The 16,057-nt window shown below is 42.2% G+C and carries 14 protein-coding genes, 1 tRNA gene and 1 other annotated feature; of the genes, 13 read left to right on the plus strand and 2 right to left on the minus strand.

Annotation, left to right across the window (positions count from 1 at the left end; all coding sequences use genetic code 11):
* Window positions 1-10: 10 nt before the first annotated feature.
* Window positions 11-274, plus strand: coding sequence for an HPr family phosphocarrier protein (locus tag MKZ02_RS05755; protein WP_120034668.1), 264 nt, complete (start codon window positions 11-13; stop codon window positions 272-274).
* A 171-nt stretch (window positions 275-445) separates the two neighbouring features.
* Here the strand turns inward: MKZ02_RS05755 and clpP are convergent, their stop codons facing one another.
* On the minus strand, window positions 446-1,042 hold the full coding sequence (clpP, locus tag MKZ02_RS05760; RefSeq protein WP_120034666.1) for an ATP-dependent Clp endopeptidase proteolytic subunit ClpP: 597 nt from the start codon (window positions 1,040-1,042) through the stop codon (window positions 446-448).
* A gap of 249 nt (window positions 1,043-1,291) precedes the next feature.
* On the opposite strand from clpP, the gene MKZ02_RS05765 reads away from it, so the two are divergent.
* From MKZ02_RS05765 to secG, 10 genes are all read left to right on the plus strand, one after another.
* Window positions 1,292-1,363: transfer RNA gene (locus tag MKZ02_RS05765), tRNA-Arg, on the plus strand.
* Window positions 1,364-1,858: 495 nt separating this feature from the next.
* Window positions 1,859-3,187, plus strand: coding sequence for an RNA polymerase factor sigma-54 (gene rpoN / locus MKZ02_RS05770; RefSeq protein WP_120037928.1), 1,329 nt, complete (start codon window positions 1,859-1,861; stop codon window positions 3,185-3,187).
* Window positions 3,188-3,206: 19 nt separating this feature from the next.
* Window positions 3,207-3,443, plus strand: a complete 237-nt coding sequence (locus MKZ02_RS05775; RefSeq protein ID WP_120034664.1) for a glutaredoxin family protein — start codon at window positions 3,207-3,209, stop codon at window positions 3,441-3,443.
* A gap of 153 nt (window positions 3,444-3,596) precedes the next feature.
* The gene (locus MKZ02_RS05780; RefSeq protein WP_340852382.1) at window positions 3,597-4,625 is read left to right on the plus strand and encodes a sugar-binding transcriptional regulator; all 1,029 of its coding nucleotides are present in this window, start codon (window positions 3,597-3,599) and stop codon (window positions 4,623-4,625) included.
* 87 nt (window positions 4,626-4,712) lie between these two features.
* Complete coding sequence (gene gap / locus MKZ02_RS05785; RefSeq protein WP_340852384.1) at window positions 4,713-5,720, plus strand: type I glyceraldehyde-3-phosphate dehydrogenase; 1,008 nt, start codon at window positions 4,713-4,715, stop codon at window positions 5,718-5,720.
* A gap of 166 nt (window positions 5,721-5,886) precedes the next feature.
* Window positions 5,887-7,071: a phosphoglycerate kinase gene (locus MKZ02_RS05790; protein ID WP_340852385.1), complete on the plus strand. Its 1,185-nt coding sequence runs from the start codon at window positions 5,887-5,889 to the stop codon at window positions 7,069-7,071.
* A 32-nt stretch (window positions 7,072-7,103) separates the two neighbouring features.
* A complete protein-coding gene (gene tpiA / locus MKZ02_RS05795) occupies window positions 7,104-7,865 on the plus strand; it encodes a triose-phosphate isomerase (RefSeq protein WP_120034658.1) in 762 nt (253 codons plus the stop codon).
* Window positions 7,858-9,393 carry a 2,3-bisphosphoglycerate-independent phosphoglycerate mutase gene (gene gpmI / locus MKZ02_RS05800; protein WP_340852389.1) on the plus strand — a complete coding sequence of 512 codons (1,536 nt, stop codon included), beginning with the start codon at window positions 7,858-7,860 and terminating at the stop codon, window positions 9,391-9,393. Before tpiA ends, gpmI begins: the two co-directional genes overlap by 8 nt.
* Before the next feature lie 27 nt (window positions 9,394-9,420).
* Complete coding sequence (gene eno, locus MKZ02_RS05805; RefSeq protein ID WP_120034654.1) at window positions 9,421-10,716, plus strand: phosphopyruvate hydratase; 1,296 nt, start codon at window positions 9,421-9,423, stop codon at window positions 10,714-10,716.
* 127 nt (window positions 10,717-10,843) lie between these two features.
* Window positions 10,844-11,080 (plus strand): preprotein translocase subunit SecG, encoded by a 237-nt coding sequence (gene secG, locus MKZ02_RS05810; RefSeq protein WP_340852390.1) that lies wholly within the window; start codon window positions 10,844-10,846, stop codon window positions 11,078-11,080.
* A 139-nt stretch (window positions 11,081-11,219) separates the two neighbouring features.
* Here secG and MKZ02_RS05815 read toward each other — a convergent pair whose 3' ends face one another.
* On the minus strand, window positions 11,220-12,605 hold the full coding sequence (locus tag MKZ02_RS05815; RefSeq protein WP_340852391.1) for an APC family permease: 1,386 nt from the start codon (window positions 12,603-12,605) through the stop codon (window positions 11,220-11,222).
* Between the two features lie 321 nt (window positions 12,606-12,926).
* Window positions 12,927-13,143: a binding site (T-box leader), on the plus strand.
* Window positions 13,144-13,190: 47 nt separating this feature from the next.
* Here MKZ02_RS05815 and argS point away from each other — a divergent pair.
* Both argS and speB read left to right on the plus strand, forming a co-directional pair.
* Complete coding sequence (gene argS / locus MKZ02_RS05820) at window positions 13,191-14,882, plus strand: arginine--tRNA ligase (RefSeq protein WP_340852393.1); 1,692 nt, start codon at window positions 13,191-13,193, stop codon at window positions 14,880-14,882.
* A 201-nt stretch (window positions 14,883-15,083) separates the two neighbouring features.
* A complete protein-coding gene (speB, locus tag MKZ02_RS05825; RefSeq protein WP_120034650.1) occupies window positions 15,084-16,043 on the plus strand; it encodes an agmatinase in 960 nt (319 codons plus the stop codon).
* Window positions 16,044-16,057 lie beyond the last annotated feature (14 nt).

Below are 16,057 nucleotides of genomic sequence, written 5' to 3' on the forward strand. Positions count from 1 at the left end.
GGAGATAGTTATGATTGAAAAAACAACAGAAGTTCAATTGAAAACAGGACTGCAAGCACGGCCAGCTGCATTATTTGTTCAGGAGGCAAATCGCTTTTCTTCGGAAATTCATCTTGAAAAGGAAGGAAAGAAAGTCAATGCTAAGAGTATTATGGGAATTATGAGCTTAGCGATTAATCGCGGTTGCACGGTGACATTGTCTATTGACGGCCGTGATGAAGAAGAAGCAATGGCAGCCCTTGTTGAGTTCGTTGAAAAAGAAGGGAACTACTAAAAATAGCGGGCGATGTGCAGAAGCGTTTTACAGATGTGCAAAGCCCGGTGGCCACTACATAAATACTTTGACATCATATTTCTTCAACCGATGACTTTATATCCATGTAGAAAGCAAAAGGGCTGCTCCAAAGCCAGCGGGTTGCTGGTTTTTAGAGCAGCCTTTTTTATTTTACTTGTTAGGAAGTTCGTTGCGTGTCAAAATTTTATCAATCAAACCATACTCAAGTGCGCGTTCAGCAGTCATAAAGTTATCGCGGTCTGTGTCTCTGGCAATCACTTCAAGCGGCTGTCCAGTGCGATCGGCTAGAATTTGATTTAATTTATCACGCAAGAAGAGAATGCGTTTAGCAGCAATTTCGATTTCAGTTGCCTGTCCTTGTGCTCCACCAAGAGGCTGGTGAATCATGACTTCGCTGTTTGGAAGAGCATAGCGTTTGCCTTTTGCTCCAGCTGCCAGCAGGAAAGCTCCCATAGATGCTGCCATGCCGATACAAATCGTTTGAACATCCGGCTTAATAAACTGGATGGTATCATAGATAGCCATGCCGGCAGTGATGCTTCCGCCTGGGCTATTAATATAAATGGAGATGTCTTTTTCTGGATTCTCTGCCTCAAGGAACAAGAGCTGAGATACGATAGAATTGGCTACATTGTCATCAATTCCACTGCCAAGCATAATGATGCGGTCTTTCAATAAGCGTGAATAGATGTCATAAGCACGCTCTCCGCGATTCGTCTGTTCAATAACTGTAGGGATTAAATTCATTTTCTTTCCTCCTTGAAAAATGAAATAGTTAGAAATTCTTATGTAGTAGTATCATACATTGATGGTCAATTAAGGTCAAATAATATGGCTTATTTGGAAAATGATTCTTCTTCATAGATTTCTATTATACCCACTTGAATTCCTGCTAAACCTGTAAGAAAAGCAACAGAACTTATTTGTGAGAAAACTTTCAAATAATGATTGCTTTTGCTAAAGGTTTCCGCTATAATTTTGTAGTGTACTGATTAAGCCCTCGTGGTGCAACGGATAGCACGTGAGATTCCGGTTCTTAAGATGTGGGTTCGATTCCTGCCGAGGGCGTACAGCAAGCAAAGCTCCACAGTTTTCCTGGCTTAGTGCCATGAGGCTGTGGGTTTTTTTTGTTAGGTCAAATAGTGATGCATAGTTCTCTAGCCATCAACAACGATCAGTTATGAAAGGACCGTCATAAAAAGGGAAGTCAAACAAGCGATAAGCTAGCTGTTTGACCAAAAGGCTAAATAGCGAGCGAGGAACTATAGATGGGCTGCTCATTATCTAACTTTTTATGTAAACCCATTAAAAAGTATATAATATCCATTTATGTTATAGAACTAACAAAATAAAGGTTTTCTACTCTTTATTTTAGAACTTTTTCTTTGCGGCTTGATTTCCTTAGTTGGTTGCTGAAAACCTTACTCTGACGCGGATCGTTTAATTTATTTTGCTGTGACTTCCCCGTTTTATGTAACGCAGTGAGTGAAAAATTCTAAATTTTCATTCTCAAATTTTGATCCTGTTGTATAATAGAGTAGGAAGGGGGAGAGGAACTTGAGTATGCATTTAAAGCCCGGACTTTGGCAGCAGCAAACGATGAAACTCGCGATGACTCAGGAATTAACACAAGCAATTGCTTTGCTGCAATACTCTGCCCAGGAGTTAACCGAATTTTTAGAAGCGAAAACAATGGAGAATCCATTTATTCAATTAGAAGTATCCGAAATGAAAGCGCTTCAGCCGAAAGAGAAGGCAGGAACGCGCAAAGGGAGACTAGAAAAGAAAGAAGACAAAAACTGGGTGGAGCATTTAGCTGATCACTCCCAGACACTTACAGACTATTTAAGAATGCAGCTTTCGATCGTGCCGATGACTGCGGATCAAAGGCGCATACTTGATTTTTTATTATATAATATGGATGAAAACGGCTATATGTCGATTACAGTTGAAGAGGCTACACAAATGTGTCGCTGTCACGAAGAGGCGGTGGCAGAGGTATGGGAGTTAATTCGCGATTTGGAACCTGCGGGTGTTGGAGCGGCGAATTTACAAGATTGTTTGCTTTTGCAACTCGAACGCATGAAAGATGTGCCACCGCTTGTCCCAGCTATTATTAAAGATTACTTTGTTGAATTTGCTGAGAAAAATTGGCGTCTTGTTGCCAAAAAGCTGAGCGTTGACGTGAAGGAGATTCAAGAGGCTGCTGATTTTATTCAAAAGCTCAATCCAAAGCCTGGCTCTCGTTTTCACTATGAACAGCCAACCTATGTCCGTCCCGATTTAACGGTTGCGCTCAAAAACGATTCTATTGAAGTGCATTTGCTGGAAGATGAAATGCCGAAAATTGTGTTTCAGAAAGATTATTTTGACGAGCTGGCAAGCCATAAAGATGAGCAGTTAAAGGAATTTATGAAAGATAAGCAGAAAGATTATCTTTGGCTCTTAAAAAGTCTAGAGCAGCGCAAAAGAACGATTCAGCGTGTCGGCCTAAAGATTGTCGAAAAGCAAAAAGATTTTTTCTTCTATGGGCCTAGCCGCTTGCAGCCGCTCACAATGAAGGAAATTGCTGATGAGCTTGAGATTCATGAATCAACTGTCAGCCGGGCTGTTCGGGGGAAATATATGCAGACTCCCTATGGCACATACGAATTAAAAACATTTTTCCCAGCAGGCTTGTCCGGCGGGACAGAAGAAACGGCTTCAGCTGCACAGGTAAAATCAAAGATTACTGAGCTTGTTAACGGCGAAGATAAGAAAAAGCCGCTTTCCGATCAAGAAATTAGTAATCTTCTAAAAGAAGAAGGATGGAAAGTATCACGAAGAACGGTTGCAAAGTATCGGGATCAGCTCTTTATTCCTTCTTCATCAAAAAGAAAAAGATACGACTGAGAATAGAGGAATAAAACGGATGAAAGAAGTTTGTTTTTATACGCGGCCCCAATGCCGGCTCTGCGAAGAAGCGAAGCGTACGTTGGAACTGGTACGGGAAGAAACGCCGTTTCATGTTCGTGAAATTAACATTGATGAAAGTGATGAGTTAACTGAAAAGTATGGTTTAATGATTCCGGTTATTGAATTAGATGGAGAAATTGTGCAATTTGGGGATGTAGACTATCCTACCATTAGACTTAAGCTTGATTCCTAGATTATTCATTAAAGAAAATTCATATCAATTGCTTTTCAGTACCTTCCCTGTTAGAATGTTTGGTGTAACAGGGATTTATTTTTTTATCCTGGGTGGGACATGATTTTAATGAAAGGGACAAAAAACGTCCCTGTTTCAAACGAGGGGTTTCAGATGCAAACAATTATTGATATTCAAAAAAAAATTGTGCCTGATTTGCTTGATGTCTTACAAAAAAGATATGAAATCTTGCAGTCGATCCGCTTGTCACAGCCAGTTGGCAGAAGATTGTTAGCGCAATCGCTCGGATTTACAGAGCGAACACTTAGAGCAGAGGTGGATTTTTTAAAAGCACAGCGCTTAATTGACTACCGCACAACCGGCATGGTTCTAACAGAAGAAGGTATGTCTGTTCTTGAAGAATTACAGGAGTTGATGGGCAGTATAAAGGGTATACATACGATGGAAGAGAAGCTGAAAAAGCAGTTCGGGCTGGATGAAGTAATCATTGTTCATGGAGACAGCGATCAATCCTCCTGGGTAAAAAAAGAGCTTGGAAAAGCATGTGCAAATAGTATAAAACAGCGTCTACTGGCAAATAATATCATCGCAGTAACAGGGGGAACAACAACGCTCGAAGCAGCTGAGGCAATGACAGCAGATTTTGCTGGCCAAAAGGACGTGGTTTTTGTACCAGCAAGAGGGGGACTTGGTGAAGATCTCTTAAATCAGGCAAACTCCATCGTAGCAAAAATGGCAGCGAACACAGGCAGCAAACATAAATTGTTGTACGCGCCTGATCAAATTAGCCGGGAAACCCATGAGTCGATCTTAAAAGAGCCAACTATTAAGGAAGTGCTTGAGCTTATTAAGTCTTCTACTCTCGTCTTGCATGGAATCGGTGAGGCAATTACGATGGCGAAGCGCCGAAACACCCCTGAAGAGGAATTTCAGAAAGTTAAAGACGGAAAGGCAACTGCCGAAGCGTTCGGTTATTACTTTAATGAAGAGGGAGAAATTGTTCATAGAGTGTCAACAATTGGTTTGCAGCTCGATGATCTTGCCTCCGCCCATGATGTGATTGCAGTCGCTGGCGGAACATCAAAAGGAAAAGCCATCCGTTCTTATCTGCGAGGAGCACCGAAGATTACAGTGCTCATCACAGATGAAGCGGCAGCTGAGCAGCTATTAGCTGAACAATAATTTTGTTGGAGTCAAATAAACAGCTGATATATGTTCAAAGGCTGTTCACTATAAAATTTTTAATAACTTGAAGAGGGAGCGATTTATATGACAGTAAAAGTTGGTATTAATGGATTTGGACGTATTGGACGTGTCGTTTTTCGTGCGGCGTTGAAAAATCCTTCTATAGAAGTGGTAGCGGTGAATGATTTAACAGATGCAGAGATGCTCGCCCACCTTTTGAAATATGATACCGTACACGGCACATTAGAAGAAGATATCGCCGTAGAGGGAGAATATATTGTTGTTGGCGGCAAAAAAGTAAAAGTAATCGCTGAGCGTGATCCTGCCCTTCTTCCTTGGGGAGAGCTTGGCGTAGAAGTGGTTATTGAATCAACTGGTCGTTTTACAAAACGGGAAGACGCTGCAAAGCATTTAGAAGCAGGAGCAAAGAAAGTTGTTATTTCAGCACCAGCAAAGGATGAAGATATCACAATTGTAATGGGTGTAAACCAAGATAAGTATGATCCGGCCAACCATCATGTCCTTTCTAATGCATCTTGTACAACAAACTGTCTGGCACCATTTGCAAAAGTGCTAAATGATAAATTTGGTATTGTGCGTGGCATGATGACAACTGTCCATTCTTATACAAATGATCAGCAAATTCTAGATTTGCCTCATAAAGATTATCGACGTGCACGTGCGGCAGCAGAGAATATTATCCCGACAACAACAGGAGCGGCGAAAGCTGTTTCGCTCGTGCTGCCTGAATTAAAAGGCAAGTTAAACGGCATGGCGATGCGTGTGCCAACACCTAATGTTTCTGTTGTTGATTTGGTTGCTGAACTAAGAACGAATACGACGGCTGAGGAGGTAAATGATGCATTGCAAGCGGCAGCTGAAGGTGAGTTGAAAGGAATTCTTGCTTACAGTGAGGAACCACTTGTCTCACGTGATTATAATGGAAGCACTGCTTCTTCTACAATTGACGCCTTATCTACTATGGTGCTAGAAGACAATATGGTGAAAGTGCTATCCTGGTATGATAATGAGACTGGTTACTCTAACAGAGTGGTCGATCTTGTTGATTATATTGCTCAAAAAGGTCTCTAATTCGAATAGTGTGATACTAATAAGAAAATGTGTTATATTTTTCAATATCTTTATTGGAAAATGATAACCCAACATCTATAATGTAAATGGGATGAAAGGGGAGCGGGGAAAAAAGATCCCCCTCCTTTTTATTTATTTTTCTATTGAAGAGGGAGGACCTTTTTAGATGAACAAAAAGACGATGAAAGATTTGGATGTGAAAGGAAAGCGTGTGTTTTGCCGTGTGGATTTTAACGTGCCGATGAAGGACGGTGTCGTAACGGATGATACACGTATTCGGGCAGCGCTTCCAACCATCCAATATTTGTCCGACCAAGGGGCGAAAGTCATTTTGGCAAGCCATCTTGGCCGTCCGAAAGGCGAAGTAAAAGAAGAATTACGCTTAACGCCTGTGGCAGCCCGTTTGTCCCAGCTTTTTGGCAAAGAGGTAAAAAAAGTCGATGAAGCCTTTGGAGAAGCAGTTCAGCAAAAGATCGCCGCAATGAAAGACGGAGAGGTCCTATTGCTGGAAAATGTCCGCTTCTATCCAGGAGAAGAAAAAAATGATGAAGAGTTAGCAAAGCAATTTGCAGCACTTGCTGATCTCTACGTTAATGATGCCTTTGGCGCTGCTCACCGGGCCCACGCATCAACAGAGGGGATTGCCCATCATCTCCCAGCAGCTGCAGGCTTCCTTATGGAGAAAGAGCTAGATGTTCTCGGTAAAGCGTTATCTGATCCGGAGCGGCCCTTCACCGCAATTATTGGCGGCGCTAAAGTGAAAGATAAAATTGATGTCATTGATCATTTGCTTGATAAAGTGGACAATTTAATCATTGGCGGTGGTCTCGCTTTTACGTTTGTTAAAGCAAAGGGCTATGAAATCGGGAAGTCACTGCTTGAAGAAGACAAGATTCAACTGGCAAAGCAATTTATGAAAAAAGCAGAAGAAAAGGGTGTTGCCTTTCTAATGCCGATTGATGCTGTGGTTGCCGATAAGTTTTCTGAAGACGCAGAAGTAAGAGTCGTCGACATCGAAGACATCCCAGCGGATTGGATGGCGCTTGATATTGGTCCGAAAACGAGCAGTCTTTATCAAGCAGCTATCAACTCATCCAAGCTGGTGATCTGGAATGGACCAATGGGTGTATTTGAAATGGATGCTTTTGCTGAAGGAACAAAGGCAGTGGCCAAATCTCTTGCGGAAGCAGAAGGTACATATTCAGTCATTGGCGGCGGAGATTCTGCAGCAGCGGTTGAAAAGTTTCATTTGGCTGATAAAATGAGCCATATCTCAACAGGTGGCGGTGCTTCGCTTGAATTCATGGAAGGTAAGCAGCTTCCAGGGATTGTAGCTTTAGACGACAAGTAAAATCTATGAAAATAAAGAAAGGATGAAGCTTTATGCGCAAACCTATTATCGCAGGCAACTGGAAAATGCATAAAACAGCAGGAGAAGCAAAGAGTTTTGCTGAAGAAGTAAAAAACCTCGTGCCGGATGCTGTCGTAGTCGATAGTGTCATTTGTGCTCCTGCTCTGTTTTTAGACCAGCTTGTTCAGACGGTACAAGATTCCGATGTGGAGATTGGTGCCCAAACGATGCATTTTGAAGAAAGCGGAGCATTCACTGGTGAGATTAGTCCGAAAGCTCTCGCAGATCTTGGTGTAAAATATGTGATTATTGGTCACTCTGAACGCCGTGAACTGTTTAATGAGACAGATGAAACAGTGAATAAAAAAGTGCTTGCTGCTTTCAAAGCGGGGATCACGCCAATCGTATGTTGTGGTGAAACACTTGAACAACGTGAAAATGGGGAAACAAACCGTTTGGTTGCAAGCCAGATTGAAAAAGCGCTCACTGGTTTGACAGCAGAGCAAGCAGGAGAAGTTGTTATTGCCTATGAGCCAATTTGGGCCATTGGAACAGGTAAATCTTCCACAGCAGAAGAGGCGAATGAAGTATGTGCTCATATTCGCCAAACAGTCGCCAAAAAGTTTTCACAGGAAGCAGCTGATAGTCTGCGCATCCAGTACGGTGGCAGTGTAAAGCCAACTAACATTAGTGAATTTATTGCTCAGTCGGATATTGACGGTGCGCTTGTAGGCGGAGCCAGCCTGGAGCCTGCTTCGTTTTTGCAACTGCTGGAGGCTGTCAACCATGGCTAAATCACCTGTTGCATTGATTATTTTGGATGGCTTTGCCTGCCGGGCCGAGACAAAAGGAAATGCAGTAGTCCAGGCAAAAAAGCCAAATTTTGATCGCTATTGGGAGCAGTTTCCCCATGCGACCTTAACAGCGAGTGGGGAAGCGGTAGGTCTTCCTGAAGGCCAAATGGGAAATTCTGAGGTAGGCCATTTAAACATTGGGGCTGGCCGTATCGTCTATCAGAATTTAACACGCATTAATATCTCTATTCGTGAAAAAGAATTTTTCAAAAATGAAGCCTTTTTGCAAGCGATTCAACATGCGAAGAAGCATGGATCCGCTCTTCACTTGTTTGGATTGTTATCTGACGGCGGCGTTCATAGCCATATTGAGCATCTATTTGCTTTGTTAAAGCTTGCGGCACAAGAGGGGCTTAAGAAGGTATATGTTCATGCATTCTTAGATGGCCGTGATGTCGGTCCGCAGACGGCAAAGGGATATATTGAAGAAACACTTGAAAAAATGCAGGAATATGGAGTGGGCCAATTTGCCACCATTTCCGGCCGCTATTATGCAATGGACCGGGACAAGCGCTGGGATCGGGTAGAGAAAACATACCGCGCTATGGTTTACAACGAAGCACCATTTTTTGAGAATCCACTTGAAGTGGTGGAGGAATCTTATGCAAATGGCATTTATGATGAGTTTGTAGTGCCAGCTGTGTTAACAAATGAAGCGGGCCAGCCGGTGGCGAAAGTAGAAGATAATGATGCCATCATCTTTTTCAACTTCCGACCAGACCGGGCGATTCAATTATCAAATGTGTTTACAAATGAAGCGTTTGAAGGGTTTGATCGTGGCGATCAGCTGCCGGAAAATCTCTACTTCGTTTGTATGACCCCTTACAGTGTGACAGTTAAAGGTGTGATTGCTTTTAACAATGTCGACCTGACCAATACAATCGGGGAAGTATTATCTGCTCATGGGTTAAGCCAGCTGCGCATTGCGGAAACGGAAAAATACCCGCATGTTACGTTCTTTATGAGCGGGGGCAGAGAAAAAGAATTTTCGGGAGAAAAAAGAATTTTAATAAATTCCCCGAAAGTAGCGACCTATGATTTAAAGCCAGAAATGAGCGCCTATGAAGTAACAGAAGCGCTTCTTGATGAAATTAATAATGACCGTCAGGATGCCATTATTTTAAACTTTGCTAATCCTGATATGGTTGGCCATTCAGGGCTGTTGCAGCCAACAATCAAGGCGGTAGAAACAGTCGATGAGTGTCTGGGACGAATCGTTGATTTAATTATTTCCAAAGGCGGAGCTGCGATTATTACTGCAGACCATGGAAATGCTGATGAAGTAATCACATTAGAAGGGGAGCCGATGACGGCTCATACAACAAATCCAGTGCCAGTCATTGTTACAAAGAAAGGCATCGAATTGCGAGAAGGCGGCATTCTTGGTGACTTGGCACCAACTATGCTTGATTTGCTGAAAATAGAGAAGCCAGCAGAAATGACGGGTACATCTCTAATTAAAAAATAAATGTTTTGTAAAAAAGGAGAGAATGTTATGCCAATTATTACTGATATTTACGCACGTGAAGTGTTAGATTCCCGTGGAAATCCAACAGTAGAAGTAGAAGTTTACACACAATCCGGAGCTTTTGGAAGAGCGCTTGTTCCATCCGGCGCTTCTACAGGAGAGTACGAAGCAGTAGAGCTGCGTGATGGCGATAAAAGCCGTTATCTTGGCAAAGGGGTACTGAAAGCAGTTGAAAATGTGAACGATGTAATCGCGCCGGAACTAGTCGGCAGCTTTGAGGTACTGGATCAAATTGGTATTGACCGTGCCATGATTGAATTAGATGGAACAGACAATAAGGGCAAGCTTGGAGCCAATGCGATTCTAGGTGTGTCTATGGCTGTAGCTCATGCCGCTGCTGATTTCCTCGGTGTTCATTTATATGAATACCTTGGCGGTGTGAACTCTAAACAACTGCCAGTGCCGATGATGAATATTCTAAATGGCGGTGAGCATGCGGATAACAACGTTGATATTCAAGAGTTCATGGTCATGCCAGTTGGAGCAGAAAGCTTTAAAGAAGCACTTCGTATGGGTGCGGAAATTTTTCATAGCTTAAAAGCCGTTTTAAAAGAAAAAGGACTAAACACTGCAGTGGGTGACGAAGGCGGATTTGCTCCAAACTTAAAATCAAACGAAGAAGCCTTGCAAACCATTATTGAAGCGATTGAAAAAGCAGGTTATACACCTGGAGAACAAGTGAAACTAGCAATGGATGCTGCTTCTTCTGAGTTCTTTAATAAAGAAGACGGTAAATATCATTTAAGCGGAGAAGGAGTTGTGAAAACTTCTGCGGAAATGGTGGATTGGTATGAAGAAATGGTTTCTAAGTATCCGATCATCTCTATTGAAGATGGCTTAGATGAAAATGACTGGGAAGGCCATAAAATGCTGACTGAACGCATTGGAAATAGAGTTCAGCTTGTCGGCGATGACTTATTCGTAACGAATACGAAGAAACTTGCTCAAGGAATCGAACAAGGAGTAGGCAATGCTATCCTTATTAAAGTAAACCAAATCGGTACATTGACTGAAACATTTGATGCTATTGAAATGGCTAAACGTGCAGGCTATACAGCCGTTATTTCCCACCGTTCCGGTGAAACGGAAGATGCAACAATTGCTGATATCGCTGTTGCGACAAATGCCGGTCAAATTAAAACAGGCGCACCATCCAGAACAGACCGTGTAGCTAAGTATAACCAGCTTCTTCGCATTGAAGACCAGCTTGGAGAGCTTGCTCAATACTTAGGCGATAAAACATTCTATAACTTGAAAAAATAAGGAAAATCAGGGCCAGCCTCCCATCTTTTTAAGTGATGGGAAGCTGGCCTCTTGTTATTTTATTCACATTTTTGTTTTTTTGTGTTAAACTTGGTGTATTCGTATGCTCGTTCATGGAGGTAGAAACATGCTACACACTTTGTTAGTAACTCTGCTTGTGATTGTATCGATTGCGTTAATTGCTGTTGTGCTGCTGCAATCTGGAAAAAGTGCCGGGTTGTCCGGGGCGATTTCCGGCGGAGCGGAACAGCTTTTTGGTAAACAGAAAGCACGGGGGATTGATTTAGTCTTGCACCGTGTAACGGTTGTGTTAGCGATTTTGTTTTTTGCTTTAACAATTGCTGTATCTTATTTTGGTTTGTAATGCAAAAAGGGCTGACCCGAAAGCCGGTTTTTACCGTTTTTCAGGTCAGCCCTTTTTTTATTAATATTGGTTTTTATATCGTTGACCGGATCACCAATAAACACTCGTCAGGAACAGATCCTTATTTTGAAATATTATTTTACTTGTCGTTTCCTGCTCTTGGAGCAATGGATTCTGCTAAAATCTCATTTTGTTCACCAGCAAACTGTGGTGGTTGTTTTCGGAAGCCTTTCGTCATATACAGCAAGTAGGAAAAGCCGATGAGTGCCCAGATGATTCCTAATGTTAGAGAGTGGATGTCCAAGTTCACCCATAGCACACCAACAATCGCAGCTCCAATTAAGGGCATAACCAAATAATTAACAAATCCTTTCACTGTTTTATGCTGTTTCTTCTGAATAACAAAGTAGCTAATGACAGATAAGTTAACGAATGTGAAAGCGATCAAGGCGCCAAAATTGATGAGCGAGGTAGCTGTCACAAGATCAAGAAAGATCGCTGATAAAGAAACTATTGCTGCAATAATAATATTAAACATCGGCGTACGCCATTTTGGGTGAAGATAAGCAAACCATTTTTTCGGAAAAACATTGTCTCTTCCCATAACATACAGCAACCTTGACACACTCGCTGTAGAGGCGAGTCCGGATGCGAGTGTATTGACGAAGGTAATGCCAAGAAAGATGGATTGGAACAAAGCGCCTCCCACATATAAAGCGATTTCAGGAAGAGCGGCTTCCGGATCGTTAAATCTGGAATTGTCAGGGAAAAACACCTGAATAAAGTAAGAAGTAAGAATGAAAATAATGCCGCCCCAAAGCGCCGTGAAGAAAATCGCTTTTGGAATCGTTTTCACTGCATCAGGCGTTTCTTCCGATAAGGTGGTAACCGCATCGAACCCTAAAAAAGAAAAACAGAGAATAGTTGCTCCGGCAATGAGAGGCCCTATTTCCATGCTATCACCAAAGAAAGGCTGAGATGTTAACAGTTGACCGGTTCCTTCACCATTGCTAAGCCCTCTGATAACAAGAAATACAAATACAACCATAATGGCAATCTGTATTAAAACAAAGAGTGTATTAAAATTGGCAAGAATGTTGATGCCTCGCACGTTTATTAGCGTGACAAGCCCGACAAAACCGACGACCCATACCCATGAAGGCACGGCCGGAAATAAAGCATTCAAATAAAGTTTAGTCAGTAAAGCATTGACCATTGGTAAAAATAAATAATCAAGCAGCGAAGACCAGCCGACTAAAAATCCGAGATGAGGATTAATGGCTTTTTGAGTGTACGTGTAGGCTGAACCGGCTGAGGGGAAGACTTTGACAAGCTTTCCATAGCTGGCTGCTGTGAACAGCATCCCCGCCAAAGCGATAAAGTAAGCGGCAGGCACGTGGCCGCCAGTAATGTCTGACACAATCCCGAATGTATCAAATACAACCATAGGGGCCATGTAGGCCAGCCCAATCATGACCACTTGCCATAACTTTAAGGATTTCTTTAGACGAATGTTTTCATTCAAGGTGCATCCTCCTTTTGTAGCATAAATTTGAAATCTCCAAACATTCTTACAATTTTTGTGCCAACTCTAAGAGAAGGACGAGAATAAATTTAAATTAATTAAGGAAAAGGCGAGCTTTTAAAAATATATTTTAAACTATTATTAGGTTTATTTAATACATTATTTTTTGTTAATTCTATTCATTTTTGCATAAATTATTATGAAGTGAATAGGAAAATTAGATGATGAAGGACTTTTTATTCATTTGACGAGTTTTAGAATTTGGCACAAATCTTGCAAAAGTGTAAAAAATATAAGGGATAAAAATTGAATTTATAAATATAAAAGTCGATGAGGAAGAGAGTAATCATTATGAGGGACTTAGCGAATCAGGGATAGTGAAAGCCTGGTCGAAATCAAATGACGAACCGCACTTCTGAGACGCTTGTCTGAAAAGATGGTGATAGGGCAAGCCGGGTATTTCCGTTACCAAAGATGAGCCGGTTCCGTTATGGAACAAAAAGAGTGGTACCGCGGGAAAGAAACTCCCGTCTCTTCATGAAGAGACGGGAGTTTCTTTATTTTTATCATAAGGAGAGAATGATGATGATGTATAGTAACGAATTTGCACAAGCTCTGTATGAGGCATTAGAGGGAAGAATGGCGAAGGATCACTTGCAGCCATTAATTGAAAAGCCAAAGCATTTGGAACGTGGGGATCTAGCCTTTCCATGCTTTTCCCTGGCGAAAATTGAGCGGAAGTCGCCACAGTTGATTGCCGAAGAGATGAGCCGAAAAGTAAATTCTCCGCTTTTTGAGAAAGTAGAGGCGGCTGGGGGATATCTTAATGTGTTTCTGAACAAACAAAAAGTAACTGCTCAAGTGCTGGAAGAGGTATTAGCGAAAAAAAATCATTTTGGCGCATCAAACAGTGGAAAAGGAAAAACTATTGCCATTGACATGTCTTCACCTAATATCGCCAAGCCATTCTCCATGGGGCATCTTCGTTCAACGGTGATCGGCCATTCCCTTGCCCTCTTATTAGCCGAGTGCGGTTACAAGCCTGTGAAAATTAATCACCTCGGTGATTGGGGCACGCAATTTGGCAAGCTGATTACGGCTTACAAAAATTGGGGAGATGAAGCTAAAGTAAGAGCAAACCCGATTAAGGAACTGCTCTCTTTGTATGTAAAGTTTCATGAGGAAGCAGAAACGAACGTCCAGTTGGAAGCGGAAGGGCGTGAATGGTTTAAGAGGCTCGAAGACGGCGACGAGGAAGCAGCTAGGCTGTGGAAGTGGTTTAAAGACGAATCGCTAAAGGACTTTTCACGGATTTATGAACTGCTGGGCATTGATTTTGATTCATACGCAGGAGAGGCATTTTACAATGACAAAATGGACCGGGTCGTCCATTTACTAGAGGAGAAAGGGTTGCTTATGGAGTCAGAGCAAGCTCAAGTCGTGTCGCTGGAAGAAGAGAATCTCCCTCCTTGCCTGATTAAAAAGTCGGACGGAGCGACCTTGTATGCCACAAGGGATCTGGCAGCCGCTCTTTACCGCAAAGAGACGTACGATTTTGAAAAGGCCCTTTATGTGGTGGGTGGAGAACAGAGCCTGCACTTTAAACAACTAAAAGCTGTATTGGAAAAATTGGGCTTTGACTGGGCGGACGACCTGGTCCATGTGCCGTTTGGTATGATGCGTAAAGACGGCAAGAAGATGTCGACGAGAAAAGGACAGGTGGTTTTGCTTGAAGAAGTGCTGCAGGAGTCTATTGCCCTTGCCAAAAAGAATGTCGAACTGAAGAATCCCAACCTGTCGAATAAAGAAGAAGTAGCGAGACAAGTTGGTGTGGGTGCCATTATTTTTAACGATTTGAAAAATTATCGAATGAACGACATTGACTTTTCATTGGAGGATATTTTGCGATTTGAGGGAGAGACGGGGCCATATGTGCAATACACGCATGCAAGGGCTTGTTCTATTCTGCGAAAGGCTGGCTGGAATGCTGAGAAAGAAACGTCTATTCGATTGTCCGGTGAAAAAGAGTGGGAAGTGGTCGGCCTGCTGATGGCATTTCCAGAAGTGATTGAAAAAGCAGTAGTGACCTTTGATCCTTCACGAGTTGCCAAGCATATTATTGATCTGGCGCAAGCTTTTAACAAATACTACGCAGAAGTGAAAGTGCTCCAGGAGGATGAACAGAAGGAATCTCGCCTTGCTTTCGTTTTGGCTGTCACTCAAGTTCTAAAGACGGGGCTGTCATTGCTTGGTATTGAAGCGCCGGATGAAATGTAAAAAAACTCTATTTATCTCAAAATAAAAGTTGTGGACAGAGCGGAAAACGAATCAATATGTTTTCCGTTCTAAAATAGTGGGGTCCACACAGAAAACTATTTTAAAAAGTTTAAAATAGTTTGACTTTTCCTCAAACTGGTTTTATAGTAAAACTAACTACCGGTAGTTAGTAACATTTTATAACAATAGGAGCTGACAAAAATGAAATATCCACTTTCACCTGATGTAAAGCCTGAATTTTGTACGACTGGCACGTTTATGCGTTTGCCTTCCTCAAATGAAAATGCAAAGCTGGCGATCTTAGGAATGCCCTTTGATACAGCTGCTTCTTTTCGCGTTGGAGCGCGCTTTGCACCTCAAGCTATTCGCCAGGCCTCAATGACACTTTTTCCTTATCATCCGATTCATGAGGTATATCCGTTCGATGATTGCAATGCCATTGATATAGGAGATGTGCCCGTTATCCCTCATAATATCCATCGCAGCTATGAACTGATCGAAAATGCGATGGTCGATTTAATGAAGCAAGGAATCATTCCTATTGGTTTAGGAGGAGACCATTCTGTGACGCTGGCTAACCTTCGCGCTGCAGCCAAAATACATGGACCGGTTGCTTTAATCCACTTTGATTCCCATACAGATACATGGGATACATATTACGAGGAGAAGTACTGGCACGGTTCCCCGTTTATCCGGGCGCATGAAGAAGGATTGCTGCAACCAGATAAAGTATTTCAAATTGGTATTCGAGGAACATTAAATCACCCAGGAGACATGCAAGCGAGTTATGATTTAGGATATCAGGTAATCACAACTCCTGAACTTCATGAACGCGGATTCGAGAGTGTGCTAAAGCAAATGAAAGAGGTTATTGGCGACACACCGTGCTTTTTAACATTTGACATTGACTTTGTGGATCCTTCTTGTGCTCCAGGAACAGGAACATTGGAAGTGGGCGGTTTTAATAGTCTCGAAACATTGAAAATGGTTCGCTCCCTCACAGGATTCAATTATGTTGGCTTTGATTTGGTAGAAGTGCTACCTACTTACGATCCAACGCAGATTACGTCCTTGTTAGCGGCTACACTTGTCCATGAATTTGCAAGCCTTACCGCATTAAATATTAAAGATAAAAACAAGGAAAACGTTCTAGCTAAGTAGTCTCGAAAGAAACA

This window comes from Pseudobacillus sp. FSL P4-0506, assembly GCF_038003025.1.
GTDB lineage: Bacteria > Bacillota > Bacilli > Bacillales > Domibacillaceae > Pseudobacillus.

Excerpts from the sequence above, each read along its gene's own strand:
- tpiA (WP_120034658.1), top strand. The coding sequence starts at position 7,104 with ATGCGCAAACCTATTATCGCAGGCAACTGGAAAATGCATAAAACAGCA.
- MKZ02_RS05780 (WP_340852382.1), top strand. The coding sequence starts at position 3,597 with ATGCAAACAATTATTGATATTCAAAAAAAAATTGTGCCTGATTTGCTT.
- rpoN (WP_120037928.1), top strand. The coding sequence starts at position 1,859 with ATGCATTTAAAGCCCGGACTTTGGCAGCAGCAAACGATGAAACTCGCG.
- gpmI (WP_340852389.1), top strand. The coding sequence starts at position 7,858 with ATGGCTAAATCACCTGTTGCATTGATTATTTTGGATGGCTTTGCCTGC.
- gap (WP_340852384.1), top strand. The coding sequence starts at position 4,713 with ATGACAGTAAAAGTTGGTATTAATGGATTTGGACGTATTGGACGTGTC.
- speB (WP_120034650.1), top strand. The coding sequence starts at position 15,084 with ATGAAATATCCACTTTCACCTGATGTAAAGCCTGAATTTTGTACGACT.
- argS (WP_340852393.1), top strand. The coding sequence starts at position 13,191 with ATGATGTATAGTAACGAATTTGCACAAGCTCTGTATGAGGCATTAGAG.
- MKZ02_RS05755 (WP_120034668.1), top strand. The coding sequence starts at position 11 with ATGATTGAAAAAACAACAGAAGTTCAATTGAAAACAGGACTGCAAGCA.
- clpP (WP_120034666.1), bottom strand. The coding sequence starts at position 1,042 with ATGAATTTAATCCCTACAGTTATTGAACAGACGAATCGCGGAGAGCGT.
- eno (WP_120034654.1), top strand. The coding sequence starts at position 9,421 with ATGCCAATTATTACTGATATTTACGCACGTGAAGTGTTAGATTCCCGT.
- MKZ02_RS05775 (WP_120034664.1), top strand. The coding sequence starts at position 3,207 with ATGAAAGAAGTTTGTTTTTATACGCGGCCCCAATGCCGGCTCTGCGAA.
- secG (WP_340852390.1), top strand. The coding sequence starts at position 10,844 with ATGCTACACACTTTGTTAGTAACTCTGCTTGTGATTGTATCGATTGCG.
- MKZ02_RS05790 (WP_340852385.1), top strand. The coding sequence starts at position 5,887 with ATGAACAAAAAGACGATGAAAGATTTGGATGTGAAAGGAAAGCGTGTG.